A 24,074-nucleotide genomic window follows, 5' to 3' on the forward strand; every position below is an offset into this window, starting at 1 on the left:
CCCGATTTTTCAACTGTTTTTTTTCGTAATCCTGCCGCGGGCCAGATCACGCTCATAAAAGAACAGTACCATGTGCTCCAGATACCGTTTCAGAACGATCTGAATTTCCTCTTTCGGATTGATCGGCTCGGTCAGAATATTGTAAAGTCCGGTCCGTTTTGCACCGTACACATCGGTGAAAAGCTGATCCCCGACAAAGACCGCCTGCTCCTCTTTGATCCCCATTCTCCGGCATGCCTCCTGGTAGTTTTTCACCGAAGGCTTGTGCGCATTTTCGATATAGATAGAACCGACCGCATCGGCAAACGGAGCCACACGCGGTTTCTGATTGTTGGAAAGCAGACAGGTGGAAAAACCAGTCTCCCGAAGAGACGCAAAGAACGCAGCCGCCTCCTTCGTCGCCGGCGCACCGTGCGGAACAAGCGTATTATCGATATCAAAAATCACGCCCCGGTATCCTTTCCGGTACAGATCCGCGTAATCGATCGTATAGGCACTTTTTTCTCTCCGGTCCGGGTAAAACATCCGCATTAGTATAGTTCCCCGGTTCTTCTGGTTTTTTCCACTCATCTTCTTTCTCCAATCCTCTTTTCGTTTATACAGTAACTTTATTCTTCTTTCAGAAACTCCTGCAGAGCCTCAAAATCTGCTTTCATCTGGTCATAGCCGTGCTGGTAAAATTCCCGCAGCTTCTCCTCGTCCTTTTCGAGACGCGATACCGCCGGTATCTCCGGGCGGATCACAAAGACGGAGCCTTCTTCTTCCCATTTTTCGATGCATTCGAGCACCTGGTTATAATGTTTCGCGCGGTTTACGAGCGCACGCACGAGATTCGGATATTTGCGGAATGCCGCCACATACAGCTCCCAGCCTCTCGTTCCCTCTTTTTTGCGGTAACCGAAATTCCGTGTCAGAATAATGACATTTTTTCGGTGCCCCGTCTTTAAGGAACGGATAATCGGGATCGAATCGGCAACACCGCCGTCGACGTACTCGTTTCCGTCGATCTCCACCATCGGGCAGGCGATCGGCATGCTCGATGATGCACGGCCGATTGCAAGCAGACGTTCTTTATTTTCGCGGTCATCCAGATATTCCGCGCGTCCCGTCTCACAGTTTGTCACAACCAGCTCACACGTCTGCGGCGATGCAAAATACGTATCAAAATCAAATGGGAAAACCTCATACGGATACCGTTCGAACACCATATCCATGTCGAGCAGTGCTTTTTTCTCAACGATTGTCTTGATATTCTTGTTGACATAGCGGTTTTTCTCATCCGTGACAATCATACAGTCCCGCGTTCTGCCAATCTGGCGCGATACATAATCCAGCGCATTGCAGGCTCCGGCGGAAACGCCGATCACATGAGGGATATAATACTCCTGCTCCATCAGAAAGTCCAGCACTCCTGCTGTAAAGACGCCGCGGTTGGCCCCTCCTTCCAGTATGACTGCTCCGGATTTTGTTATGCTGTAATTTTTTGTCTCATTCATTCTCCTGCACTCTCCTATTTTTCACAATGACACATTACTTCCTGCACAGAGCAATGCCGGAGCAGATCGGAAAATCCCGACACGCTCCGGCCCTTCTGCCTGTTTTATCTGTTTTCCAGCGGAACATAGTCCACTTCATCTTTGACACTCTTGTACGCCGGGCGGATGATCTTGTCGGTGTTGATCAGCTCCTCCATCCGGTGTGCACTCCAGCCGACGATACGCGCGCAGGCGAACATCGGGGTGTAGAGCTCCAGCGGAAGATCCAGCATGCTGTAAACGAAGCCGCTGTAGAAGTCGACGTTTGCGGATACACCTTTGTAAATATGGCGCTCCTCGCCGATGATCTTCGGAGCCAGCTCCTCGACCATAGCGTACAGCCGGTAATCTTTCTCTCTGTGTTTTTCTTTTGCCAGCTGCTCAACGAAGGTCTTGAAGATGCGCGCACGCGGGTCGGAAATGGAGTAAACCGCATGGCCCATACCGTAAATCAGGCCTTTCTGGTCGAACGCCTCTTTGTGCAGCAGCTTTCTTAAGTAATTCGATACTTCTTCCTCATCCGTCCAGTCTTTGACGTGTGACTTCATATCGTCGAACATCCGCACAACCTTGATGTTTGCACCGCCGTGCTTCGGTCCCTTTAAGGAGCCGAGCGCCGCTGCAATTGCGGAGTACGTATCGGTTCCGGAAGAAGAAACAACATGTGTTGTAAAGGTCGAGTTGTTACCGCCGCCGTGCTCCATGTGGAGGACGAGGGCAAGATCGAGGATCTTCGCCTCCAGCGGGGTGTATTTCTGATCCGGGCGGAGCATCAGCAGAATGTTTTCTGCGGTGGAAAGCTTCTTCGACGGATTGTGGATATATAAACTTTTTCCCTTGATATAATGGTTGTACGCCTGATAGCCATAGACGGACAGCATCGGGAACACAGAAATCAGGTTAATGCACTGGCGAAGTACATTCGGAAGGGAGGTATCATCTGCGTGGTTGTCGTACGCGTACAGGGTCAGAACGCTTCGGGACAGGGTGTTCATCATGTCCTTGGTCGGCGCTTTCATAACAACGTCACGCACAAAGTTCTTCGGCAGGGACTGCTGCTGTTTTAAGATCGTCTTAAAATGATTGAGCTGCTCTTCATTCGGCAGATTTCCAAATAAGAGCAGATACGCAACTTCTTCGAATCCCATACGGTTTTCACTTAAAAAGCCCTGGGTCAGTTTTTCCACGTTGATGCCGCGGTAGTACAGACGTCCGTCACACGGTGTCTTGACGCCGTTGATGATGTCAGAAGACACAACGTTTGAAATCTGTGTCAGTCCCGCAAGGACGCCAACGCCGTTGACATCGCGCAGTCCGCGTTTTACATCGTATTTTCCATACAGAGAAACATCCATTTTGGAATTGTCCAGACAGATGTTTGTCAGATCCTCTATTTCCGGTGTTACTTTCATGCTAAAAGCCATATGCATTCCCCTTTCTTTCTCTCTCTTTTTTCGCTTTCGCTCATTATAGCATTAAATCAGGGGATTCGTATACTGAAATTTTTATAAACATTCGGAAATTTTTCGTAAGATTTTGTCTCCCATACGATGTCAGGCTTCCGTTTTACATGCATCGAAGGCTTTATCCAATGCGTCCAGAAAGTCGCCCATCACGTAATACAGTGTCTCAAACCGCAGGTAATCGAGCACATTTTCATCCCACATGAACTTCAGCACCGGCGGGAATTCCTCATCGGATTCCCAGAACTGAAAGACGAGCGGCACAAACGGAAAAACGTCAAAAACAAAAGCAGCGTCTCCTGGGGAATACGGTTTTCCGCCAAGGGAAACGCATGCTTTTTTCAGCTGGTCCACGCGGCCGTCGTACCGTGCCGCGCGGCTGTCGTGGATGCCGGACGCAATCGTGCGGCCTTTGATGGTTCCTTTCAGGGAATTGGTGCGCGCATACGTGCCGGCGAGCGCAATCTCCTTCTTTCCACAGCAGAGCAGGTCGAAAATCGTCAGCGTCTCGTTGAAACTGCCCTGATGGACATGAAGGAAATGATCGCGGGATCCTTCCACAACGCCGGTATGGCGGTTCACTCTCCACTCCTCAAAAAGGTACGGCACATAGAAATAATCGTCATCAAAGGCAAAGCCATACTTCCCTTCGATCTCCTTCTGATCGTACGTCAGAAAGCGCTCCTGCATCTGATCGCGCATTTTAATATAGTTCGATACTTCCATTTTTCTGTCCCCCGCTATTTGTCGAGCATCTTTTTCAGCTCGTCCATGAACGTGTTGACGTCCTTGAACTCGCGGTAAATCGACGCAAAACGGACATACGCCACCTGATCCAGGTCTTTTAAGTAATGCATGACCTTCTCTCCGATCACAGAGCTTGGAATCTCGCGTTCCTCGCCGTTGAAAAGCTCCGTCTCCACCTTGTTGACCATCTCGTTGATCTTCTCGGCGGACACCGGCCGTTTGTGGCAGGCGCGCAGGATGCCGGTCTCGATTTTTGAGCGGTCATACTGCTCGCGGTTCATATCTTTTTTGATGACGATCAAAGGGATCGTCTCCACTTTTTCGTATGTCGTAAAGCGTCTGCCGCAGACATCGCACATCCGGCGGCGGCGGATCGCATTGCTGTCTTCAATCGGGCGTGAATCCACAACCCGGGTATTATCCTGATTACAAAATGGACATCTCATATCTTTCGTCCTCGTTTCTAATAAGTATTTCGGAAAGTTTTCTACTTTTACAGTATACGCATTTTTCCGTGAAATTCAAGTCAACTGCAGCAACATTTTCGCATATGTTTTTCCATAGGAATCTGTAAAAAGGAGCACCGTATGCGCGTTGTAGATCTCCGCCAGAAGGAAGTTATCAATATCTGCACCTGCAAAACGCTCGGCTGTCCGATTGATGTGGAATTCAATCCAAAAACGGGACATCTTACCGGACTCGTTCTTCCGGGGCCTGTGAAATTCTGCGGCTTTTTCTGCCACGGCGAGGATTTTGTGATCCCATGGGACCGCATCTGCCAGATCGGCAATGATATCATCCTCGTAGAAATTCCGGAAAAAGAGAAAAGGCAGCCCTGATCACCGGATATGGAAACCGAATTCCGATTCCAGCGGAATCTTCGTCCATTTTGCATCCGTGATTTCGATGTAGCTGGAGGTGCGGATCCTTTTGATCATCTCCGTGATCGTCTCCTCATCACCCTGCACCTCCATCTCCACCGTCTCATCCCAGCAGTTTCTCACCCATCCGGTCAGTCCGAGCTGATAGGCAGCATAATACGCCCGGTAACGGAACCCCACACCCTGCACCTGGCCGTAGAAAATCACATGGTACCGGATTTCTTCTTTTTCGTCTCTTCTGTCTCGTTTCTCTGTCTCGTTCATATTTCTCTGCCTCCCAACAGTCATTGCCTAAAATTCGTCTGCCGTCGCACAGTACAGCGGAAGCGGGAACCAGTCGGATGGAATGTTCTTCCAGATTTCAGATGGAACCTTGCTTCCCTTACTTGCCAGCGGTGAAAGAAGCAGTTCCTGCGCCTGCTCCCGGTTGAGTACATCTGCCCCCGGATGGGCTTCCCGTGTCACGGTCACAGTTCCATCTTTTACCGTCACGGTCACCGGCTGTCCCTCCAGTACAGCAGACCACGTTCCATCGCTGATGCCCATCGTCTCTGCTTTCATGGTCAGCATTGCCTCGATAACGTCTGCAAACTCAAAAATGCGGTACATCGCGGAACCGCAGCGCTCTTTTGTGAAATTCTCGCAGACTTCCGATAACGCTGCTGCTTTTCCGGTCTCATACACCGGAATGGAAATGAAAAGAGAGTCAAGCGCATTTTCTTTTAAATAAGCGGCAAGTGCAGGAACGAAATCCTGTTCCTCCAACACTTCTGCTTCCACAACCTGGTTTCCGCCGCAAAGTGCCAGATATCCGATCCGCTCACCGTTTTTCCAGATTGCAATTGCCTGCTCGCCGAACGTTTTCAGGCAGGCTTTCACATCCTCTCTTACCACGTAAAGCGGTTTTGCCTCATTCAGCTTCTTTGCAAAGGCTGCCGCCTCTTCGTCCGCTTCGCCGTTTTCCGGAAACAGCGGCGCAAAGGTGTAAGCGGAGAGTTCCCCGTTTTTCCAGGTATGGCGAACATTTGCCACATCCAGGTAAAACGTGTATTTTTCACTTCCCGGCGTAAAGCCAAAGTAGGCATACCGCTGTCTCTGGCCGTCCAGTGCCAGAAGATCACACGTTCCTTCCAGATCCGTAATCCATTCGCCAAGAAGACGCTTCATGTGGCCTTCGCCCCTTGCCTTTGGATGCACGGAAACGCTTCCCACATATCCTACGCGGAGCAGTTTACCCCCTGCTGCCATTTGCTGCGGAAGCACCGCAATCTCGGCCCGGAGTCTGCCGTTTTCCGCAACGGCGACGCGGTGGATCCGTGCCATTTCCGGTCCTGCCTGATAAACCCTCGGAATTAACTGCTCAAAGTCGTGCGGACGGTGTGCTGTGCTGAACACATAATTGGCAAGTTCAATACAGTCCTCCCACTCCTCCGGCTTTGCAAGTCTGTACTCTGTCATGGTGTAAAAACCTCCTAAAATAAAAACCCTTTTTGTTTTTGCTCTTCTTTTTCTCTATCCTAACGGATTTTTGTCCTTTTGTCACGAAAATTCCGAACAAATTGCAATATTTTTGCTATATCTGGTAAGAAAAAGGAAACGCGCCCGGAAATTTTCATTCCAGACGCGTTTTCCTTTTCTCAATGTTTCCTGTTTTACTGGATTCCTTTTACGGTATAATCCTGTGCCTCTACGGCTGTTTTCAGCACATCGTCTGATACCGGAGCTGTCAGTGTTACAACGGCAGTTCCTTTTTCATGGCTGACTTCTGCGGATGCAACACCCTCGATTGCCTCGAGTGTCTTTTTCACTCTCGCCTCGCAGTGGCCGCACATCATGCCCTCGATTGTCATGGTTTTTACCATTCCCTGTTCTGTTGTCATGTTCAGATCCTCCTTTGGAATTTCGTTTTTGATTCTTTTATCTTTTGACGCGTCGTGCATCCGAAACAGATTCAGACGCAGGGCGTTTGTCACAACGCAGAAGCTCGAAAGGCTCATCGCCGCCGCACCGAACATCGGGTTCAGCTTCCAGCCGAACAGCGGGATCCATACGCCCGCAGCCAGCGGAATACCGATGATATTGTAAATGAAGGCCCAGAACAAATTCTCGTGAATGTTCCTGAGGGTCGCACGGCTTAAGCGGATCGCTGCCGGTACATCGGAGAGGCGGCTCTTCATCAGAACAACGTCTGCCGCATCGATCGCGATATCGGTTCCTGCTCCGATGGCAATACCGATATCCGCACTGGTCAGAGCCGGTGCATCGTTGATGCCGTCTCCGACCATCGCTACTTTTCCTTTTTCTTTCAGGCGGCTGATGACCGCTTCTTTTCCATCCGGCAGAACGCCTGCGATGACTTCGTCCACACCTGCCTGTGCGCCGATGGCACGCGCGGTGCGCTCATTGTCTCCGGTCAGCATCACGACACGGATTCCCATATTCTGCAGCTCTTTCACCGCACGCGGGCTGTCCTCTTTGATGACATCCGCAACCGCAATCATACCGAGCATCTTTCCTTCTTCACGGAAGAACAGAGGTGTCTTTCCTTCTTCGGAAAGTTTTGCTGCCTGCTCTTCCATCTGTTTCGAGAGAACCGCTTTTTTCGTAATCAGTGCGCGGTTGCCTCCGCAGAGCTCTTTTCCGTTCCGTTTTGCCACAAGGCCGTTTCCAGGAAGCGCAGAGAAATCACTGACTTCTTCGCGGACCAGGCCTTTTTCCTCTGCAAGTGCAAGAATCGCACGGGCCAGCGGATGCTCACTTTTCTGCTCCAGTGCAAAGGCACCTTTTAAAAGCTCCTCCTCACTTACACCGTCCGCCGGGACAAGATCGGTTACCTGCGGCTCGCCGCTTGTGATGGTTCCGGTCTTATCGAGTGCAACGATCTGTGTTTTTCCTGTCTCCTCGAGAGAAACTGCGGTTTTGAACATCGTTCCGTGTTTTGCTCCCATTCCGTTTCCGACCATGATCGCAACCGGTGTTGCAAGGCCGAGCGCACACGGGCAGCTGATAACGAGAACGGAAATACCTCTTGCAAGCGCAAAGCCGACGCTCTCTCCTGCGAGCAGCCAGATCACAATCGTAGCAAGTGCAATGCAGATAACGGCCGGCACAAAAATACCGGAAACCTTATCGGCCACCTTGGCGATCGGCGCTTTTGTCGCTGCCGCATCGCTGACCATCTGAATGATCTGGGAGAGCGTTGTGTCTTCTCCGACTCTCGTCGCCTCACAGGTCAGGAAACCGGACTGGTTTAAGGTCGCCGCCGATACGCGGTCGCCGGCCTCTTTATCCACCGGAATACTCTCGCCAGTCAGCGCGGATTCGTTGACGGCACTCGTTCCCTCCAGGACAACGCCGTCCACCGGAATATTTTCGCCCGGGCGGACGATGAAATGATCGCCCTTTTTCACCTGATCAATGCCGACTTCCACTTCTTTTCCGTCTCTTAAGAGAACGGCGGTCTTCGGAGCCAGCTTCATCAGACTCTTTAACGCATCGGTCGTTTTTCCTTTGGAAATCGACTCCAGCATTTTTCCGACGGTAATCAGGGTCAGAATCATGGCTGCGGACTCGAAGTAAAATTCATGCATATAGCTCATGACTGCATCCATGTCCCCCTGTACCTGCGCTCCCGTCATGGCAAACAGGGCGTAGACGCTGTATACAAACGATGCGGTAGAACCAAGCGCTACCAGCGTGTCCATGTTCGGTGCTTTATGCCAGAGGCTCTTGAAACCGCTGATAAAGAATTTCTGGTTGATGATCATGACCGCAATCGTAAGCAGGAGCTGTACCAGTCCCATTGCGATGTGGTTTCCTTCAAAGAATTTCGGCAGCGGCCATCCCCACATCATATGGCCCATGGAGAAATACATGAGCGGAATCAAAAGAAGAACGGAACTCACCAGACGGCGTTTCATAACCGGTGTTTCCTTGTCTTTCAGCATCTCTTCGTATTCTGCTGCGGAAGCCGGCTGTGATGTGCTTCCCTTCTCGCCTTTTTTCGACGCACCGTAGCCTGCATTTTCCACGGCGGCAATAATCTCTGCCGGGGAGGCCGTTCCCTCCACGCCCATGGAATTTGTCAGAAGGCTGACTGCACAGGATGTGACACCGGGTACCTTTGACACGGCTTTTTCGACACGGGTCTGGCAGGCGGCGCAGCTCATGCCGGTTACATTGTACTGTTCCATCGTATGTCTTCCTTTCTGTAGTTCTGGATTTTCTTTTTCATATACCCCAATGGGGTATCTTGTCTTCTTCTACACTATATACCCTGTCCGGGTATTTTGCAAGTGTTTTTTCAAAAAATTTCCACTTCTCTTCTGCCATCCCCGCACAATCCGGCCGGCCATCCTCAGAAATCCCTTGACAACCCGGCGCATGTATTTTATATTGAAGCAATCATGGATGAAATTTCTTTCTTCATCCCTCGGAGGTTTTTATGATTACATATGATTATTATCGCATTTTTTACTTCGTAGCACAATATCACAGCTTTACAAAAGCCGCGGAAATTCTGAAAAACAACCAGCCCAACATCACACGGTGCATGAACAATCTGGAAAGTGAGCTTGGCTGCAAACTGTTTATCCGCTCCCACCAGGGTGTCACACTGACAGCGGAGGGCGAAAAGGTGTATGAGCGTGTGGCCGTTGCCTACGAACAGCTCCGCACGGTTGAGGAGGAGCTGGCTCTTGAGCGGTCTCTTGAGAGCGGCCTTATCACAATCGGTGCGAGCGAGACGGCACTTCGTCTGATGCTGCTCTCCCGCCTGGAGCACTTCCACACCCGCTATCCGCACGTCCGCCTGCGCATCTCCAACCACTCGACGCCGCAGGCCATCCAGGCGCTCGAAAACGGTCTGGTCGACTTCGCAGTCGTCACAAGCCCGGTGGAAATCCGCAAACCGCTGCACAAGATCCCGATTTTCCCATTCCAGGAAATTCTGATCGGCGGATCGAAATATGCATCCCTTTCCGCAGAGCCGCATCATCTCGGCGAATTGTCAGAATATCCTTTTATCTCGCTTGCCAAAGACACCGGCACGCGGGAGCTGTACGCCGAATACTTTCTGAATCACAACCTCGCCTTCCATCCCGATATGGAGGCAGCGACAACGGATCAGATTCTTCCTATGGTCGAGTATAACCTCGGCATCGGATTTTATCCGGAGGAGCTGGCACGCGATGCCTTAAAGAGCCGTACCGTCTGTCGGATTCCGCTCATCGAGGAGGCCCCCAAACGTGAAATCTGTCTGATCATCAACCCGCGGCAGCACCAGAACGCGGCGGCAAAAGAGCTGATCGAGGAGCTTCTGGAACGCGTATAAGATTTTATGAACTTTTGTTTGAAACAGAAAAAGACCCTGTGTACCGGCGGACGGAACATCGCTGCTCCATCCTTCCCGTATACAGGGTCTTCTTTTTTTATTTATGCCTGCTGTCCGGCAATCTGCTCTTTTTTATGCGGCATGGCAAATACCATCGCCGTGTAGGAAAGCATTGCGCCTGTGATGTAGAAGAACATCAGAAATCCGCTTCGGTTCAGCACAGCGATGCGGACAATTCCGATCCAGAAACCGACGTTGGATGCCAGGGAGAACACACGCGCAAACATCATGTTTTTCTCCTCACCCTTTGCCAGGCGGACGATCAGCAGCAGCATGGCCGCTGAAAAGAATAATGTCATACAGCACTCCAGAAATACTTCCATTTTTTCAGCCTTCTTTCTTCACTCTCTCTTATTTCTCAGCGGTACTTTTCCAGTGACATCAGAAGGAAGCTCACCAGAAGAAGTCCGCAGGAAATCCAGATTACATGGATTCCATACAGCATGGAGAACACGCCTCCGATTCCGGCGCCGATAGCGAATGCCAGAATCACGCCGAAATAGTATCCGGCCTGACGGAGCTGTTCTTTTTTCTTATCCCGCAGATACATGGACAGCGCTGCGGTTCCGCTTCTCAAGTTTCCGATGCACATGGTGCTTGCATACGAATAACCGCCGACCTTGCGGAAGGTCTGTACCTGAATCGCGCACGCAAACGATACGAGCATCGCCGCGAGCATATTGTAAGAGGACGGAATAAATCCGACGATCGCAAGGATCACAATTTCCGCCGCGAGAAGTACCTGCCGCCAGTGCAGCCTCTTTGCATACCGGTAATGCTCCTGGAAATTTTCTGCCAGAAATACACCCATCGCAAAAAAGAGGATCGGGAAGAGATACCTAAGGCCTGCCGTAAAGTTTCCTTCCAGAAAATTCTGGCTCATCAGCACAACGTTTCCCGTCTGGGCATTTGAGAATACTTCATCTCTGCAATTGTACGTGTAGGCATCCTGAAAACCGCCGGACAGCGCCAGAAACATGCTGTTGATAAATGCTTCCGACATCTGGTTTTCCGAGAGCAGGTGTCCTGCAAGGCTTGCTTTCTTTTCCATACATTTTCCCTTTCTTTCAACAGACGGCCCGGCTTTTTGGTGCCTGCCGTTTTGCTTCCCTTATTATAACCGCCCGCTTTTTGAGATGGAAAAACGGATATCGTATTATGCTCATATGTTTTTCATATGACTATATTAATATAAAATCATTTTGATATGATGTACTGTAAAAAAAGGAGAAATTTTGTCACTTTGCACAAACAAAATTTCTCCTTTTTTGTGAATTGTCTTTATTGTTCTAAAATTTTCTTACTTTCTTCCGCTCTGTTTCTCACTCTGCTCGCGATGGTACTGCAGCGTGTAGAGCTGGTAATATCTTCCCTGCGCTGCTAAAAGCTCCTGATGCGTGCCATGCTCCACGATTTTTCCATGGGACAACACGATAATCTCATCCGCATGCTGAATCGTCGAAAGACGGTGCGCTACGATCAGCATCGTTCCGATGTTCTTCATCTTTTCCATGGAATCCTGGATCAGAAGCTCGGTTTCGGTGTCGATGTTCGCTGTCGCCTCGTCAAGAATCATGACCGAAGGCTTATGGATGATGGTACGCGCAAACGAGAGAAGCTGACGCTGTCCGGCAGAGAAGTTGTTTCCTCTCTCCCGCACCGGCTCGTCGAGGCCGTGATCCAGCTTATTGATGAACTGGTCGGCATTCACGTAATGGCAGACGTCCATGATCTCCTCATCGGAAATCCCCTCCTCGCGGAGAATGATGTTGCTTCGGATCGTTCCCGAGAACAGGAAGACATCCTGCAGCATCTGGCCGAATTTCTTCCGCAGGGAATCGATCTTGATCTTTCGGATGTCGATGCCGTCGATCAGAATCTCACCCTTCTGGAACTCGTAGTTCCGGCAGATCAGGGAAAGAATCGTCGATTTTCCGGAACCGGTGGAACCCACAAACGCGATCGTCTCTTTCGGATTGACGTGGAACGAAACGCCTTTTAACACCCACTCGCCCGGGATATAGGAAAACCATACGTCGCGGAACTCGATCTCGCCCTTGATGTCGGTAAGCTCAATCGCATCCGGCGCATCCTGCATTTTCGGCTCGAGATCCAGAATCGAGAAAACTTTCTCGGCGGATGCAAATGCGGACTGCAGCCAGTTGAACTGCTCCGCCAGGTTCTGGATCGGGTTGAAGAATTTTGAGATATACATGTAAAAGCTGACGATCATACCACTGGTCAGTGTCTGGCCGAGGAACGACGTTCCCTCCAGATAGCCCTTGCCGCCTAAATACAAAAGGCAGAGCACGGAGCTGATATACAGCATGTAGACGAGCGGACGGAAAATACCGAACACGAAAATCTGCTCCTGCTGTGCGCGGCCGAGTGCGTTGCTCTTGTCGGTAAACTCGCGCATCTTGGCATCCTCGCGGTTGAAGATCTGTGTAATTTTCATACCGGAGAGGTTCTCCGACAGATACGTATTGATGTCCGTAGTACAGTCTTTTACTTTCCGGTGTGCTCTTCGCGAAAACTTACGGAAAATAATCGAGAACAGCACGATAAACGGCACGAAACAGAGCACCATCAGCGTCAGCTCATAGTTCAGAAACAGCATCGCAATCAGAATACCGATGATCACAAAGAAGTTCTTCAAAAGGTTAACCAGAAGGTTGGTAAACATCAGCGAAATCGCGTTCGTATCGTTTGTCGTTCTTGTGACAAGCTTTCCGACCGGAATCTCATTTAACTGCTCGTGGGCAAGGCGCTCGATGTGGACGAACAGATCCTCCCTCATATTGGAAATGATTTTCTGGCCCGTCTTCTGCAGAATCACGGCCTGGAAATACGTGCACGCCATAGAGACAAGAAGGATTGCCGCATAGCCCGCTACCCACAGAAACAGGGTATTCAGCGCGAATTTTCCAACGACGAGCTCCTCAATTTTGCCGACGATCAGCGGCGAAATGATATCGTACGCGATCGAAAACAGCATCAGAAAACCAACAACGATAAACTGGCGGTAAAACGGCTTTGCGTAATCCATCAGACGCTGCATGATTTCACTGTCTTTCATGTTCCGCTCAAAGCCGGTTTCTTTTTCTCCATCTTTCACTACAAACGCGGCCACAATCAGCAGGGTGGAAATCACGCCGATGATCGCGCCGACCCAGAGAATCGGATAATAATTGTGCATTTCTACTCCTCCCCCGCTTCCTCTTCAAGTTTCTGCAGATCGACCATTTTGCGGTACGCCGCACAGGTCCGGTACAGATCCTCATGTTTTCCGACTGCATGGACTTCTCCGTCCTCGACAAACACGATCTTGTCCATCTGCTCCACCGTTGAAATCCGGTGTGCGATCAGAATCGTGGTCAGTCCCTCACGTTTTTTCAGATTGTCGAGAATCGTGCGCTCCGTTTTGGTGTCAACCGCAGAGACGGAATCGTCGAGAATCAGAATCGGTGCGTGTTTCATCAGCGCACGCGCAATCGAGATTCGCTGCTTCTGTCCGCCGGAAACCGTCACACCGCGCTCGCCAAGAACGGTGCGGTAGCCCTCTTTGAACTCTGCGATATTGTCATGGACATCGGACATCATCGCCGCATCCTCGACCGCCTCCTGGTTTTCGTCATCAAAGGCGAAGGAAATATTGCCGGAAATCGTGTCGGAGAACAGGAAGTTGTCCTGCGGCACGTAGGCACAGCCCTCACGCACGGAGTGGATGGAAACGGTGTTGACATCGTGGTCATCGATGAACAGCGTTCCGTCCGGCACATTGTAGGTGCGGAGCAGCAGATCGACAATGGTCGTCTTTCCGGAACCGGTTTTTCCGACGATGCCGACACTCTCGCCCGGCTCAATGGTAAACGATACGTTTTTCAGCACATCGTACTCCCCGTCCGGATAGCGGAAGGTCAGATTGCGGAACTCGATTTTTCCGTGAATGGACGGCAGATCCTGCACACCGCCGCGGTCCTGCACATCGACTTTTGCGTCAAGCAGCTCGGTGATACGGTTTAAGGACGCTTTTCCACGGGATGTTTTCTCGATCAGCATGGAGACCGCCATGATCGGCCATACAACAGCCGAGAAATAGCCGATATACTCGACAAGCTGGCCGGCATCGAAGCTTCCGCAGTAAACGAGATAGCCGCCGTAGCCTAAGATTACGCAGATGACGGACTCGACGAACAGCGTTACCATAATGTTCAGCAGTGTGGAAATTTTTGTGTACTCTACGTTGATGTCCTCGTTCTCGCGGTTCAGTTTTCGGAACATCATCAGCTCTTTTGTCTCTTTGACGAACGCTTTGATGACGGCGAGACCGGAATAGTTTTCCTGCGCAAAATCGGACAGTTCGGAAAAGGCCGCCTGACGCTCCTCCCACTTTTTCATCAGGTATTTGCCGAGCGTTGTGCCGGCGGCCATCAGAAATGCCATCGGGATCATCGAAAGACCGGTCAGGAAGTGGTTCATGCGCCACATTTTGATCACGGCAAGCAGGCCTAAGAACAGTGCATCGCAGAACATCAGAATACCGTCGCCGAAGCACTCCTGCACGGTATCGAGATCGTTCGTGTAAAGACTCATCAGGTTTCCGACTTTATTGACCTGGTAGTATTCCTGGGACAATTCCTTGCTGTGCGCGAACATGCGGGTACGAAGATCGGTTACCACGCGGATCGCGGAGCCGAAAAAGCAGACACGCCACAGGAAACGGCCGACTACCATGACGATAATGGTAATAATCATGGGCCGGCAGACCTGATCCAGCAGAAATTCCATATCAAACACCGCCGCCTGGCCGTTGACCAGAACGGGATCGCCGTTCATGCCGTTGATGACCATGCGGTACAGTTCCGGTATGAAAAGCTGGAAATAATCTACGAGAATCAGCGCTGCAAGACCGAGAATCAGAATGGGCGCATTCTTCAGGTAGTATTTGTTAATGTACTTTCCAAATATCATATATTTTCTCCCTTTTTGTTTTTGCCATTGTCTGCTATGATCTTTCTGACCATAACAGTCTTTCCCTTTTCCAAAGCGTTTTCGCCCCGGAATGCCTCCTTTCTTCTCCTGCATTTCACAGCTCCGATGCAATTTTAACAGAGATAAACAGAAGGAACTGGACTTTGAAAAATCCAATTCCTTCTGTTCCAATTCACATTCCTGCTCCAAAAGCGTTCCGCTTCTTCTTTGCAGGACACCGTTGTCCTGTGAATGTTTGTTCTATTTTTTAGTATACGGTTCTTTTTCTCTCCCGTCAAGCATTTCACGCGTTTTTCTGTTTTCTTTTTTATTTTTTGCCGTTTTCCGCTTTTTTTGCGCAAAATCTGCGCATTCCGGCTAAAACAGCCAAAAGAAGAAGAAGGCTCACGCCAAGCGTGATCCACCACGTTCTGGCCACGGCTGCGATCAGATATCCCACCAGGCAGACGCACGCCGTAACGGCCGCATACTGCATCTGGGTCGATACGTGGTTCAGATGGTTGCTCTGCGCACCCGCACTTGACATAACCGTCGTATCCGAGATCGGCGAAATATGGTCACCGCAGACCGCCCCTGCCAGGACGGCGGATACCGAGATAATCATCATCTCCAGATTTGTTCCGGCTGCGAACATGCCCGTTGCAATCGGCACAAGAATCGCGAACGTTCCCCAGGAGGTTCCCGTCGAAAAGGAAAGGAACACCGCCACGGCGAACAGCACCACCGGGATAAAAATACTTGCGGATGCATGGTCTCCCACGACGCTTCCGACAAACTGGGCCAGGCCCATCGCATCACCGACGCCTTTTAAAGTCCACGCAAAGACGAGAATCGTAACCGCCGGAACCATCAGCTTGAAGCCCTCGGACAGGCTGTCCATAAAGCTCTTGAAGGTGATGACCTTCCGCGGCAGATACAGCGCCATCATAAACAGGATCGTCACGACGGAGGCAAAAATCAGACTCGTCTCTGCATCACATCCTGCGAACGCGGAAATCACATTGTCCGCGCCGCCGAGGAAGCCAGTGTACACCATCGCTCCGATCGCTGATACAATCAGCACGGCAACCGGGAGCACCAGGTCGATGACTTTTCCGTTCGGATTGACCTCCTGCTCGGAAACCTGCTCAAACTCCTCGCCTCCGGTCGTGAAAAGATCACCTTTGGCAGCGTTGTCTTCATGGAGCTTCATCTGGCCGAAATCAAAGCCGGTGTAGCAGATATAAAAGACCATCACAATTGTAAGGATCGCATACAGGTTATACGGAATTGTCCGCAGAAACAGCTGGAATCCACTGATTCCCGCATCCGCCGGCACATACGAGTTGACGGCTGCCGCCCAGCTTGAGATCGGCGCGATAATGCAGACCGGCGCTGCGGTGGAGTCGATGATATATGCGAGTTTCGCGCGGGAAACCTTGTGGCTGTCCGTGACCGGGCGCATGACAGAGCCAACCGTCAGACAGTTGAAATAGTCATCCACAAAAATCAGAACACCGAGCCCCATCGTCGCCAGAAGCGCGCTCCGCTTCGTTTTGATCTTCGTCCCCGCCCATTTTCCATACGCCGCCGAGCCGCCGGATTTCGCCATCAGCACGACAACCATGCCAAGCAGGATATCGAAGATCAGAATATTGATGTTCATACTGTTCCGTAGAATTTCAAAGAAGCTTGTAAACGCATCCCACGGATGGAAGCCGGTGTACAGAAGGACACCGACCGCCGATCCGATGAACAGGGAACTGTAAACTTCTTTTGTAACAAATGCAAGCAGAATTGCAAGCAGCGGCGGTACGAGTGCCCACCAGGTTCCGATAAACATTGAACCATTCATGTCGTCTGTTTTCCCTTTCTGCTGTTAAGTTCGTTTACGCTTCCGGCGTCACAATTTTTCCAGCCACTGCACATGCTGCTGCTGTCTTTGGAGATGCCAGATAAATCTCAACTTTGGAAGTACCCATTCTTCCAAGGAAATTTCGGTTGTTTGTTGCTACGACACGCTCGCCGTCAGAGAGGATTCCGCCCGCTCTTCCGCAGCACAGACCGCAGCCCGGATGTGTAATCATAGCGCCTGCCTCTGCCAGTGTATCGAGAATGCCCATTTTGCTTGCCTGCAGATAAATCTTGCGGCTTGCCGGTGTTACGATCAGTTTTACGTAGTCGGCTACTTTTTTGCCTTTTAAAACCTCGGCTGCCGCCTGCAGATCCTCGAGACGGCCGTTCGTACAGGAACCGATGAAGACCTGATCAATCGGGGTTCCCTCGAGAACGCTGGTATCCCGGATCTTGTCTACCTGGGACGGGCATGCCATTACCGGCACAAAATCCTCAGCGCGGTAGGTGATGGTGCGCAGATATTTCGCATCCTCATCGCCTTTTAAGCTCTTCTGATAGTCGTTGAGTTCGATCTCACAGTATTCTGCAGTCTTCTCATCCGGGGTAAAGAGTGCACATTTGGCACCTGCCTCGATCGCCATGTTGGCAATCGTCATACGGCTTGCCACAGTCATATTTTCCACGGTGCTTCCTGAGAACTCCAGTGCGCGGTATGTTGCGCCGTCTGCACCGAGGTCACCGATCAGACGCAGGATAATGTCTTTTGACATGACATTTTTCGGCAGCTCGCCTTCGATGACAACTTTGATCGTCTCTGGCACTTTGATCCACATCGTACCGGTTCCGAGGATGCTCGCCATCTCGGTGTAGCCGATTCCGGAAGAGAATGCGCCGACACAGCCGTATGTCGTCGTGTGGCTGTCGGTTCCGAAAACAACATCGCCCGGTTTTACGTAACCTGCCTCTGTCATTAACTGATGGCAGATTCCGTCGCTTCTGTGTACGTTTTTCATGCCGTATTTCTTTGCAAATTCATCGCCTTTGTGGAAATGTCTCGTATCGTCCACCTGGCTTGCCGGAACGAGGTGGTCGTAGATCAGAACAACCTTATCCGGATCCCACAGTCTGGTGAAGCCCATCTCCTCAAATTTATCGCCGACAAACGGGATGAAGATATCATGAATCATGACTCTGTCCACGTTAACCGTCACAATGTCGCCCGGCTTTACGTCTTTTCCGGTGTTGTGGCGGATGATTTTTTCAATTACTGTATTGCCCATCGTTTCTTCCTCCCGCTCTTAGTCCAGTCCGTTGCGCTTGCGCATTGCCTTTACCAGGCCGCCTGCCTGAATGATATCCATCAGGTTCTCCGGCAGAGCTGCGATCGGGTATGTTTTTCCGTTGTAATCGACATGCTCATTCATCTTGACGGTGATGGTGTCTCCCTCTTTGATATCGTCGTGCAGATCCGGCTGCTCGATCAGAAGAAGACCGTTATTGATGGAGTTGCGGAAAAAGATCCGGGCAAAGGATTTCGCGATAACGCAGGAAATGCCGAGCGCCTTGATGATCTCCGGTGCCTGCTCTCTCGAGGAGCCGCAGCCGAAGTTCTTTCCTGCCACGATGATATCGCCTTTTTCAATCTGTCCGGCCAGTTCCGGGCGAAGCGGGGAAAAGCCGTACTGTTTCATATCGTCAATTGTCTTTAAAGCAAGATACTCGGTCGGGATAATGATATCGGTATCAATATCGTCTCCAAGCACCCATACTTTTCCTGTAAATGCTTCCATATGTTTATTCTCCCAAAAATATTATGTATCCCTCAAAGAAAATGGTCAGATCTGATCTGCCGTCGCAATCTTTCCGGCAATCGCGGATGCGGTTACCGTAGCAGCGGATCCCAGGTATACTTTGGAGCTTGGATGACCGGCACGGCCCTTGAAGTTACGGGTTCCGGTGCTGATCAGCACTTCATTCTCGCCGATGACGCCCTGGCAGCTTCCCCAGCAGACGCTGCAGTTCGGGTTCATCACAATGGCTCCGGCCTCCATGAAGGTGTCAATGATGCCTTCTTTTAATGCCTGGCGGTAGATCGTCTGGCTTGCCGGAACAACGAGGAAACGGACGCCCTCTGCGACTTTCTTTCCGCGGATGATCTCTGCGCCGACGCGGAGATCTTCGATTCTTCCGTTGTTGCAGGATCCAAGGAATGCTTCATTGATCGGCATTCCGCAGGTCTCTTCTGCCGGAACAACGCGGTCTACGAAATCCGGTTTTGCAACAACCGGGCGGACTTTGGAGAGGTCAAAGGTGTACTCTCTGACGTATTTTGCGTCCGGATCGCTGTGGAAGATTTCTTTTGGCTCTCTTCCGTGCTCTTTCAGGTACTCGATGGCTTTCTCATCTGCCTCGAAGATACCGGTCTTGGCGCCGGCCTCAACTGCCATGTTGCAAAGTGCCATACGGTCGCTGATGCTTAACGTCTTTGCTCCCTCACCGGTGAACTCCATCACCTGGTAGTTGCATCCGTTTGCGCCGACCTCACCGATGATCGTCAGGATCAGGTCTCTCGCATAAACGCCCTCCGGCAGTTTTCCTACAAGATTGAATTTTACGCTCTCCGGTACGAGTACCCAGGAAGTTCCCGTTACCATGCCGTACAGGAAATCGGTACAGCCGACGCCGGTGCCGAATGCGCCGAGTGCTCCGTAAGAGCAGGTATGGCTGTCAGCGCCGAAGATCAGCTCGCCCGGGCGGACATAGTTCTCGATCATCACCTGGTGGCATACACCTTTTCCTTCCCAGAAATCAATGTTGTTCTCTCTTGCGAAATCACGCATCTTTTTCTGAGATGCCGCTGTTTTCGGGCTGTCGGACGGTACGTTGTGGTCTACAATGAAAACCAGTTTTTTCGGGTCCGCAATATGCGGGTGATTTAATTTGTTGCGGTACATATCAACCGTCAGATGGGTGGTTCCATCGTTGCTCATCAGACGATCCAGTGTTACAGTGTGGATATCTCCCGGTTTTACTTCCGGAACGCCGGCTGCAGCGGCGATAATTTTCTCTGCAATTGTCATTCCCATGGTCTTACTCCTCCTCGCGGTTCAAAGAGGCAATCAGGCCTCCCTGATTCAGTATGTTCTGCATATATTCCGGCAGCTTCGTGCAGGTGTACGTTTTTCCGTTCACTTCTGCAGTTCCCTCGGACATATGGAGGACCATGGTGTCCCCGTCTTCTACGGCATCCGGCAGGTCTTTACAGACAATCGCCGGCAGACCGATGTTGATGGCGTTGCGGAAAAAGATTCTGGCGAAGGATTTTGCGATAACTGCCTGCACACCCAATGCTTTTAAAACACCCGGCGCCTGCTCTCTTGAGGAACCACAGCCAAAGTTTTCTCCTCCTACGACAAAATCTCCCGGTTTTACTTTCTTTGCAAAGTCCGGATCTAACGATTCAAACGCATGGCCTTTCATCTCATCCAGATTCGGCAGAAGCAGATACTGGGACGCGATGATCTGGTCTGTATCAAGGTCATTATGAAATTTAAAAATTTTACCCTCTTCCATTTTCTTTCGTTCCTTTCGCATAAAAATTCTGACAAAATCTATTGTAACACAAAAGATATGGTTTGCAAAAGGGAAAAAAGCAAAAAATATAGGCCGCCTCACCTTTTTCCGGTAAGACGGCCTGAAATGCTTCTTTAGTGGGTCGTTCCCATTGCCTCTTTTACTTCTTCTTTGTTGGTTACAACCGCCTCAATGCAGTACTCCAGAGATTTTGCGATGGTTTCCAGCGGCATGCTTGCCATCGTACTTGCTTTTCCCACTACCTGCTCACATGCAAATGGTACATGGATAAAACCTGCGCGGATATTCGGATATTTTGTTGCGCAAAGGTGAAGCACGTTGTACATTACGCAGTTGCATACGTAGGTGCCTGCGGTGAAGGATACATGGCACGGAAGACCGTGTTCACGGACGTTCTGAACCATGGCATTGACTGGAATGGTTGCAAAGTATGCCGTCGGTCCGTCTGCCTGGAGCGGTTCATCGGCCGGCTGCTCGCCTGCGTTGTCCGGAATTCTTGCATCCGCAAGGTTGATGCCGACTTTCTCTACCGTTACACATGCGCGGCCGCCTGCCTGTCCGACATTGATCACAACATCCGGGTTGTGTTCCTTGATGGCAGCCTCCACACACGAAATACTTCTGGTAAACTCCGTTGGGATCTCAACCTTTACGATCTCGGCTCCCGCGATGGTATCCGGCAGAAGTTTGATGGCCTCGAATGCCGGGTTTACGCTCTCTCCTCCAAATGGGTCAAATCCTGTTAATAAAACTTTCATGATCTTTTTCTCCTTTTGTTTCTTTGTTCTGGCTCTTAGTATAACACAGGCTCGGGTGCAATAATCTTTCCCCGGTCCATAATCTGACGGTTATCGGTAAAAATATCAGGCTCCCGACAGACCAGATCAAAATGACCTTTCGCATTCTGCACACCGCCAAGCGCAATGTTGCGTCCGAGTCCCACATGGAAGGTTCCATAAGCGGATTCATCCTCAATGTAGCAGTTGCCAAGGCAGTTCGAGCACGAATTCAGTCCGATGCCAAGCTCTCCTGCGATATAAATCCGTGGATCGAAATATTCCTCCATGTACTTCTTTAAGCGGATGCCGGTCGGTGTCTCCTCGATATCGACGATTCTTCCGCCCTTGAAGATGATTCTCGTCGGCTCATCGGCTCGTCCGATGTATCCCAGCGATCCGTCGAGCACCATAATGCCCTCTGTCTTTGTCTCCTCGATCGGCACATAGACCTCAATACTTGAGGACGAATAGCCTTTTCCGTCTCTTAATACGCCGTTGAAAAATCCCGGATTGCGGTTCTCTTTGTAGAACATCATATCCGTTCCTGCCGGTGTCGTCACATGCACTTTGCCGGATGAACGGAGATACTTCATAAACAGCTTTGCCATCATGCGGCTCTTTTTCGTGTCCATCAAAAGGAAATCGAACTCCAGAAGACTTCTTCCGTCGTTCGTCGAAAGCGGAAGCGACAGAAACTTTTTGTGCTTCTGAATCGCACGCTTCGCTGCTTTTGTTGTCACAAGCGAATACTCGGTCGCTGCAATGATCGCAGTGTAGGGATCAAAGACCGCCTCGTTATCGTCGAAAAAGATGCCCACATGGCGTCCTTTATTTTCAACAATCAGTGTGTTGACGAACCGCGTTTTTTTCCGCGCCTGCATTTCCAGCGCTTTCGCCTCCGCCTGATGCTCCTTTGATGTCACAATCAGTACTTTATCCCACGCTTTTACTCTTACCCATTCGTGGATGATGATCCGGGCCCCCCGTTCCATGTTCGGTGTCATTTGTTTCTCTTCCTTCTCCTGTCATATCTAGTCAACCGTTTCACGGACGTTAAGGCCACCGCCCTTCCCTTTCGGAAAATACGGTGACCTTAGTTAGTCTGTCCTGACGATTTACTTTAATACTATCATATAACAGATCTGGAATACAAGCATAATTAATCCGACCAGCACCTGATTTTTGATTACGCCCCAGCGGTCCTTCATATTCAGGATTGCAACCGGTACGATATTGAAGTTTGCTGCCATCGGAGTCATTAAGGTTCCGCAGTAACCGCAGGTCAGTGCGATCATACCGATGACTACCGGATTTGCACCGTATGCCAGTACGAACGGCGCACCGATACCAACCGTCATAACGGTGATGGCTGCAAATGCATTACCCATGATCATGGTGAACAGTACCATACCAACGGCATAAACGATGATACCAATATTAACATTTCCTTTCGGAACAACTTTCTCTACGATCTGTGCAATAACCTCACCAACACCGGCTGCAGTAAAGACACCGCCCAGGCAGCCAAGCAGCTGCGGCAGCATACTGAGCGGTCCTGTAAGGGAAAGGAAACGCTCGGAATCTTTCAGGAAAACCTGCGGTTTGTTCTCTTTCGAGTCGTATGCAACCAGGAAGATAATGGCTACGAGAACACCAAGTGTAATCGCGATCATGGAGCTCATATTGGAGAACAGTGCAAAAACAAGGGAAAATACAGCAACACAGAATGCCGGAACGAAAATCTTCATTCCAATCTTCTTAAACTGTGCTTCGGTGTGTGCTTTTTCCGGTGCGTTTGTTTTTCCAACCTTTACTTTCTTGAAGATCGGCGGCAGACACATAATAATAACGAGGACACCGGAAACCTTGGCCGGAAGCCAGGTGCCAAGTGCTGTAACAATACCGAACGAACACCAGAAAATGGCTGTTCCGATTCTGGACGGATTTTCTTCATCCAGAAGGTTTTTAATGCCCGCGTAGATTGCAATCAGGCCAACGAGAATCCATACAATATTTAATCCGACCGTATTAAATGCGGCTGGAACCTGTATAACTTTTAATGCGCTCATCTAGTGTTCCTCCTATTTCTGTGCCTTTTTGCCGGCTGATTTTCCATAGTATTTTTTCGAAATCCGATTGTCTTTTACAATGACATAGACACAGGAAACAACCAGTGAGAATAATGCAACCGGAATTTCAACTGCCGCAAGGTCAATCAGGCTTACTTCATAGCCAAGACCGGCAAGTGTCGTCTGTACCAGAATTCCACCGGCACCGCCGACAAACAGAACCTGGAAGAAGAACCAGGTGAAGTTCTGCATTGCTGCTGCAAGTCCTTTGACTTCTTCTAAGTGCTCTTCGTTTACGGTACCTTCTTTGTTCTTAATCGCACCTTCTGCCATCGGAAGAAGAACCGGACGGATGAATCCGGCAACACCGCCGAATCCTACGTTGAATGCACCGAACAGGCCATTTAATACGCCGTATACAGCGATCAGCTTGCCGGCTGTTGCACTCTTAACTTTCTTAATCAGGTTTGCTGCTGCTTCACGAAGACCGTTTCTTTCAAGCGTACCAGTAACGAGCAGGATCATCATGAAGATCGCCATGCTTCGGTTCGCTACGAAGTTGGTTCCGATGGTCTCAAGAAGACCGCCGACGCCAAGGCCGCCAACGATCCCTGTCGTAATCAGCGCCAGGAAAATGATGAGGATTGAATCCAGTTTCAGCGCGAATCCGACGATAACGATTAACACGCCAAGTAATTTGATGAGTTCCATACCTAAACTCCTCCTTAAATAAAATGTAGTTTTTTTGGATACAGACTGCTCCGCACGCTCGTGCTTTCACAA

Annotated in this window: 23 protein-coding genes; 2 read left to right on the plus strand and 21 right to left on the minus strand. The window is 50.3% G+C overall.

Annotated features, from left to right (window positions below):
• Window positions 1-9 precede the first annotated feature (9 nt).
• The 5 genes from ACY2VT_RS05365 to nrdR all read right to left on the minus strand — a co-directional run bounded on the left by ACY2VT_RS05365 (window position 10) and on the right by nrdR (window position 4,191).
• A complete protein-coding gene (locus tag ACY2VT_RS05365; RefSeq protein WP_461879165.1) occupies window positions 10-570 on the minus strand; it encodes a YqeG family HAD IIIA-type phosphatase in 561 nt (186 codons plus the stop codon).
• A 38-nt stretch (window positions 571-608) separates the two neighbouring features.
• Window positions 609-1,496, minus strand: coding sequence for a patatin-like phospholipase family protein (locus tag ACY2VT_RS05370; protein ID WP_461879166.1), 888 nt, complete (start codon window positions 1,494-1,496; stop codon window positions 609-611).
• A 104-nt stretch (window positions 1,497-1,600) separates the two neighbouring features.
• Window positions 1,601-2,959 (minus strand): citrate/2-methylcitrate synthase, encoded by a 1,359-nt coding sequence (locus tag ACY2VT_RS05375; protein ID WP_461878026.1) that lies wholly within the window; start codon window positions 2,957-2,959, stop codon window positions 1,601-1,603.
• 129 nt (window positions 2,960-3,088) lie between these two features.
• On the minus strand, window positions 3,089-3,724 hold the full coding sequence (locus ACY2VT_RS05380; RefSeq protein WP_461879167.1) for a DUF3786 domain-containing protein: 636 nt from the start codon (window positions 3,722-3,724) through the stop codon (window positions 3,089-3,091).
• Window positions 3,725-3,738: 14 nt separating this feature from the next.
• On the minus strand, window positions 3,739-4,191 hold the full coding sequence (gene nrdR, locus ACY2VT_RS05385; RefSeq protein WP_022462512.1) for a transcriptional regulator NrdR: 453 nt from the start codon (window positions 4,189-4,191) through the stop codon (window positions 3,739-3,741).
• A 141-nt stretch (window positions 4,192-4,332) separates the two neighbouring features.
• Between nrdR and ACY2VT_RS05390 the strand changes: the two genes are divergently transcribed.
• Entirely contained in the window at window positions 4,333-4,584 is a 252-nt protein-coding gene (locus ACY2VT_RS05390) for a YlmC/YmxH family sporulation protein (RefSeq protein WP_117760417.1), read from the plus strand.
• On the opposite strand, the gene ACY2VT_RS05395 is transcribed toward ACY2VT_RS05390, so the two are convergent.
• The 3 genes from ACY2VT_RS05395 to ACY2VT_RS05405 form a co-directional block, all read right to left on the minus strand.
• A complete protein-coding gene (locus tag ACY2VT_RS05395) occupies window positions 4,585-4,890 on the minus strand; it encodes an acylphosphatase (protein WP_055218278.1) in 306 nt (101 codons plus the stop codon).
• 27 nt (window positions 4,891-4,917) lie between these two features.
• Complete coding sequence (locus ACY2VT_RS05400; RefSeq protein WP_461879169.1) at window positions 4,918-6,084, minus strand: GNAT family N-acetyltransferase; 1,167 nt, start codon at window positions 6,082-6,084, stop codon at window positions 4,918-4,920.
• Between the two features lie 194 nt (window positions 6,085-6,278).
• On the minus strand, window positions 6,279-8,819 hold the full coding sequence (locus ACY2VT_RS05405; RefSeq protein WP_461879170.1) for a heavy metal translocating P-type ATPase: 2,541 nt from the start codon (window positions 8,817-8,819) through the stop codon (window positions 6,279-6,281).
• A 251-nt stretch (window positions 8,820-9,070) separates the two neighbouring features.
• Between ACY2VT_RS05405 and ACY2VT_RS05410 the strand changes: the two genes are divergently transcribed.
• Entirely contained in the window at window positions 9,071-9,958 is an 888-nt protein-coding gene (locus ACY2VT_RS05410) for a LysR family transcriptional regulator (RefSeq protein ID WP_117509122.1), read from the plus strand.
• Window positions 9,959-10,059: 101 nt separating this feature from the next.
• Here the strand turns inward: ACY2VT_RS05410 and ACY2VT_RS05415 are convergent, their stop codons facing one another.
• The 13 genes from ACY2VT_RS05415 to ACY2VT_RS05475 all read right to left on the minus strand — a co-directional run bounded on the left by ACY2VT_RS05415 (window position 10,060) and on the right by ACY2VT_RS05475 (window position 24,002).
• Entirely contained in the window at window positions 10,060-10,341 is a 282-nt protein-coding gene (locus ACY2VT_RS05415; RefSeq protein WP_022462506.1) for a hypothetical protein, read from the minus strand.
• A gap of 35 nt (window positions 10,342-10,376) precedes the next feature.
• Window positions 10,377-11,069: a YoaK family protein gene (locus ACY2VT_RS05420; RefSeq protein WP_461877797.1), complete on the minus strand. Its 693-nt coding sequence runs from the start codon at window positions 11,067-11,069 to the stop codon at window positions 10,377-10,379.
• Window positions 11,070-11,318: 249 nt separating this feature from the next.
• Window positions 11,319-13,217, minus strand: coding sequence for an ABC transporter ATP-binding protein (locus ACY2VT_RS05425; RefSeq protein ID WP_461879171.1), 1,899 nt, complete (start codon window positions 13,215-13,217; stop codon window positions 11,319-11,321).
• Between the two features lie 2 nt (window positions 13,218-13,219).
• Window positions 13,220-14,992 (minus strand): ABC transporter ATP-binding protein, encoded by a 1,773-nt coding sequence (locus ACY2VT_RS05430; RefSeq protein WP_461879172.1) that lies wholly within the window; start codon window positions 14,990-14,992, stop codon window positions 13,220-13,222.
• Between the two features lie 328 nt (window positions 14,993-15,320).
• The gene (locus tag ACY2VT_RS05435) at window positions 15,321-16,847 is read right to left on the minus strand and encodes a Na+/H+ antiporter NhaC family protein (protein WP_461879173.1); all 1,527 of its coding nucleotides are present in this window, start codon (window positions 16,845-16,847) and stop codon (window positions 15,321-15,323) included.
• A 34-nt stretch (window positions 16,848-16,881) separates the two neighbouring features.
• Window positions 16,882-18,129 (minus strand): 3-isopropylmalate dehydratase large subunit, encoded by a 1,248-nt coding sequence (locus tag ACY2VT_RS05440; RefSeq protein ID WP_461879174.1) that lies wholly within the window; start codon window positions 18,127-18,129, stop codon window positions 16,882-16,884.
• An 18-nt stretch (window positions 18,130-18,147) separates the two neighbouring features.
• A complete protein-coding gene (locus ACY2VT_RS05445) occupies window positions 18,148-18,639 on the minus strand; it encodes a LeuD/DmdB family oxidoreductase small subunit (protein WP_022462500.1) in 492 nt (163 codons plus the stop codon).
• Window positions 18,640-18,684: 45 nt separating this feature from the next.
• A complete protein-coding gene (locus ACY2VT_RS05450; RefSeq protein ID WP_461879175.1) occupies window positions 18,685-19,935 on the minus strand; it encodes a 3-isopropylmalate dehydratase large subunit in 1,251 nt (416 codons plus the stop codon).
• Between the two features lie 4 nt (window positions 19,936-19,939).
• Window positions 19,940-20,422, minus strand: a complete 483-nt coding sequence (locus ACY2VT_RS05455) for a LeuD/DmdB family oxidoreductase small subunit (RefSeq protein WP_227093347.1) — start codon at window positions 20,420-20,422, stop codon at window positions 19,940-19,942.
• Window positions 20,423-20,556: 134 nt separating this feature from the next.
• Window positions 20,557-21,201: a pyroglutamyl-peptidase I gene (pcp, locus tag ACY2VT_RS05460; protein ID WP_349142161.1), complete on the minus strand. Its 645-nt coding sequence runs from the start codon at window positions 21,199-21,201 to the stop codon at window positions 20,557-20,559.
• A gap of 35 nt (window positions 21,202-21,236) precedes the next feature.
• Entirely contained in the window at window positions 21,237-22,214 is a 978-nt protein-coding gene (locus tag ACY2VT_RS05465) for a M29 family metallopeptidase (protein WP_461879176.1), read from the minus strand.
• 123 nt (window positions 22,215-22,337) lie between these two features.
• On the minus strand, window positions 22,338-23,291 hold the full coding sequence (locus tag ACY2VT_RS05470; protein ID WP_461879177.1) for a DUF979 domain-containing protein: 954 nt from the start codon (window positions 23,289-23,291) through the stop codon (window positions 22,338-22,340).
• A 12-nt stretch (window positions 23,292-23,303) separates the two neighbouring features.
• Complete coding sequence (locus tag ACY2VT_RS05475) at window positions 23,304-24,002, minus strand: 5-oxoproline transporter, DUF969 family subunit (protein WP_461879178.1); 699 nt, start codon at window positions 24,000-24,002, stop codon at window positions 23,304-23,306.
• Window positions 24,003-24,074 lie beyond the last annotated feature (72 nt).

This window comes from Fusicatenibacter sp. (genome assembly GCF_050872605.1).
Taxonomy (GTDB): Bacteria; Bacillota; Clostridia; order Lachnospirales; family Lachnospiraceae; genus Fusicatenibacter.

Coding starts and splice junctions, on each gene's coding strand:
- ACY2VT_RS05395 (WP_055218278.1), bottom strand. CDS start 4,890: ATGAACGAGACAGAGAAACGAGACAGAAGAGACGAAAAAGAAGAAATC.
- ACY2VT_RS05440 (WP_461879174.1), bottom strand. CDS start 18,129: ATGGGCAATACAGTAATTGAAAAAATCATCCGCCACAACACCGGAAAA.
- nrdR (WP_022462512.1), bottom strand. CDS start 4,191: ATGAGATGTCCATTTTGTAATCAGGATAATACCCGGGTTGTGGATTCA.
- ACY2VT_RS05455 (WP_227093347.1), bottom strand. CDS start 20,422: ATGGAAGAGGGTAAAATTTTTAAATTTCATAATGACCTTGATACAGAC.
- ACY2VT_RS05450 (WP_461879175.1), bottom strand. CDS start 19,935: ATGGGAATGACAATTGCAGAGAAAATTATCGCCGCTGCAGCCGGCGTT.
- ACY2VT_RS05470 (WP_461879177.1), bottom strand. CDS start 23,291: ATGAGCGCATTAAAAGTTATACAGGTTCCAGCCGCATTTAATACGGTC.
- ACY2VT_RS05445 (WP_022462500.1), bottom strand. CDS start 18,639: ATGGAAGCATTTACAGGAAAAGTATGGGTGCTTGGAGACGATATTGAT.
- ACY2VT_RS05430 (WP_461879172.1), bottom strand. CDS start 14,992: ATGATATTTGGAAAGTACATTAACAAATACTACCTGAAGAATGCGCCC.
- ACY2VT_RS05370 (WP_461879166.1), bottom strand. CDS start 1,496: ATGAATGAGACAAAAAATTACAGCATAACAAAATCCGGAGCAGTCATA.
- ACY2VT_RS05435 (WP_461879173.1), bottom strand. CDS start 16,847: ATGAATGGTTCAATGTTTATCGGAACCTGGTGGGCACTCGTACCGCCG.
- ACY2VT_RS05465 (WP_461879176.1), bottom strand. CDS start 22,214: ATGGAACGGGGGGCCCGGATCATCATCCACGAATGGGTAAGAGTAAAA.
- ACY2VT_RS05410 (WP_117509122.1), top strand. CDS start 9,071: ATGATTACATATGATTATTATCGCATTTTTTACTTCGTAGCACAATAT.
- ACY2VT_RS05365 (WP_461879165.1), bottom strand. CDS start 570: ATGAGTGGAAAAAACCAGAAGAACCGGGGAACTATACTAATGCGGATG.
- ACY2VT_RS05400 (WP_461879169.1), bottom strand. CDS start 6,084: ATGACAGAGTACAGACTTGCAAAGCCGGAGGAGTGGGAGGACTGTATT.
- ACY2VT_RS05375 (WP_461878026.1), bottom strand. CDS start 2,959: ATGGCTTTTAGCATGAAAGTAACACCGGAAATAGAGGATCTGACAAAC.
- ACY2VT_RS05390 (WP_117760417.1), top strand. CDS start 4,333: ATGCGCGTTGTAGATCTCCGCCAGAAGGAAGTTATCAATATCTGCACC.
- ACY2VT_RS05380 (WP_461879167.1), bottom strand. CDS start 3,724: ATGGAAGTATCGAACTATATTAAAATGCGCGATCAGATGCAGGAGCGC.
- ACY2VT_RS05405 (WP_461879170.1), bottom strand. CDS start 8,819: ATGGAACAGTACAATGTAACCGGCATGAGCTGCGCCGCCTGCCAGACC.
- ACY2VT_RS05475 (WP_461879178.1), bottom strand. CDS start 24,002: ATGGAACTCATCAAATTACTTGGCGTGTTAATCGTTATCGTCGGATTC.
- pcp (WP_349142161.1), bottom strand. CDS start 21,201: ATGAAAGTTTTATTAACAGGATTTGACCCATTTGGAGGAGAGAGCGTA.
- ACY2VT_RS05425 (WP_461879171.1), bottom strand. CDS start 13,217: ATGCACAATTATTATCCGATTCTCTGGGTCGGCGCGATCATCGGCGTG.
- ACY2VT_RS05420 (WP_461877797.1), bottom strand. CDS start 11,069: ATGGAAAAGAAAGCAAGCCTTGCAGGACACCTGCTCTCGGAAAACCAG.
- ACY2VT_RS05415 (WP_022462506.1), bottom strand. CDS start 10,341: ATGGAAGTATTTCTGGAGTGCTGTATGACATTATTCTTTTCAGCGGCC.